At 64.2% G+C, this 1,763-nt stretch carries 2 protein-coding genes and 1 pseudogene; 1 reads left to right on the top strand and 2 read right to left on the bottom strand.

Annotation, left to right across the window (positions count from 1 at the left end; genetic code table 11):
• Positions 1-382: pseudogene (locus AC1DT3_RS20035) on the bottom strand (acyl-CoA dehydrogenase); the annotation flags it as partial.
• Between the two features lie 170 nt (positions 383-552).
• Between AC1DT3_RS20035 and AC1DT3_RS20030 the strand changes: the two are divergent.
• Positions 553-1,524, top strand: coding sequence for an L-threonylcarbamoyladenylate synthase (locus tag AC1DT3_RS20030; protein WP_477466968.1), 972 nt, complete (start codon positions 553-555; stop codon positions 1,522-1,524).
• Position 1,525: 1 nt separating this feature from the next.
• On the opposite strand, the gene AC1DT3_RS20025 is transcribed toward AC1DT3_RS20030, so the two are convergent.
• The coding region (locus tag AC1DT3_RS20025) for an NADPH-dependent FMN reductase family protein (RefSeq protein WP_477466967.1) at positions 1,526-1,763 on the bottom strand (238 nt) is incomplete at its 5' end.

The raw sequence follows: 1,763 nt of genomic DNA, 5'->3' as shown, positions 1-1,763 counted from the left end.
GGATCGGCCCGATCCCAAAGGACGCGCACGCCGAGTTCCAGATTTCGACACAACCGGAATTGAGCAGCGTCGGCAGGTTTTGGCCCCCATAAGCCGCCGGACCCGTGAGGGAGTTCCAGCCGACTTCGGTCCAAGCCCTGTACGTTTCCTTCCAGCCTGGCGCGGTCGTCACGACGCCATTGTCGATCTTGGCTCCGGTTTCATCGCCGATTCTGTTGAGGGGCGCAATGATGTCGGTTCCGAAGCGACCGGCCTCCTCGATCACCGCCTCCGCCAGATCGGGGGTGAGCTCGCCGTAAAGTCCGGTTTCGATCGCCCGGTCGAGACCCGCCACGTGCCGCATGGCGAAGAGGATGTCCGAAACGGGGGCGCGATAGCTCATGAGATTCCTCCCGGGAATCACGATTGTCGTGTCTTTTTGATCGTTGACGCGCCACCACGCGCCGTTAAACCCCTTGGCAACCAACTTGGACAGGTTACCCAGTTGGGCAACCTGCCTGGAAGGCCAATCGGGCGAGCAGTAATAGTTTAGACGTGAACGATCAGGGGTCAATGGTGCCGACGCAGCTTCTGCAAGGCGACGAAGCGGGCTTGAACGAGGCTGCGGCAATCCTGCGCGCCGGTGGTCTCGTCGCGTTTCCAACCGAGACTGTTTATGGCATCGGCGCCGATGCGACCGATGCTTCGGCGGTCGCGGGCATCTACGCGGCCAAGCAGCGGCCGCAATTCAACCCGCTCATCGCTCATGTCGCCGATCTCGCGGCGGCGAAGCGGCAAGGTCATTTCGACCGGGTTGCGCTGGCCTTGGCGGAGGCCTTTTGGCCCGGACCACTGACGCTCGTCGTCCCGATCGCCGCGACGTGCACCGTGTCCGATCTCGCCCGCGCCGGCCTCGACAGCATCGGATTGCGGATTCCCTCCCATCCGGTTGCACGTGCATTGCTTTCAAAGGTCGGACGACCCGTCTCAGCTCCTTCCGCCAATCGCTCCGGCCGCATCAGTCCGACCTCCGCGAGGCATGTTCTCGAAGATCTCGACGGTCGTATCGATGCGATCATTGATGGCGGACCGACACAGGTCGGCGTCGAATCGACGATCGTCGCCTGTCTCGAGGGTGCGCCGCGATTGCTGCGGCCTGGCGGTATTCCGCGGGAAGCGATCGAGGCGATCGTGGGTCCGCTGACGGTGGCCGACGAACCGGACGACGACGCGCCCATCGCCCCGGGCATGCTGACATCGCATTATGCGCCGCGCGCGAAGGTTCGATTGAACGCCGACCAGGTTCGCGCGGGCGAAGGTGTCCTCCTGTTCGGGGCAAACCCCGTCGCCGGCGCGGATCGTGCCGCGATCACCCTCAACCTCAGCAAAAACGGCGACCTCACGGAGGCCGCCGCCAATCTGTTCGCTCATCTGCGCCGCGTCGACGCGTCAGGGGTCGAGACGATCGCCGTCGCGCCCGTTCCCGAACACGGACTCGGCGAGGCGATCAACGATCGCCTCCGGCGCGCCGCCGCCGAGCGTTGATCTACTTCGCGAGCTTCGTTGCAATCTCGGCGACGTGCCGACCTTGATAGCGCGCGCCTTCGAGCTCGATCGGGCTCGGTTGACGCGCACCGTCGCCCGCAGCGATGGTCGATGCGCCATAGGGCGAGTTGCCCATGACTTCGCTGACGCCCATCTGCCCTTGGAAAGCATAGGGCAACCCGACGATGACCATGCCGAGATGCATGAGAACCGGGATCGTGGTGAGGATGGTGGATTCC

This window comes from Microvirga sp. P4_G7 (genome assembly GCF_056401005.1).
This window is presented reverse-complemented; position numbering and strand designations above follow the sequence as displayed.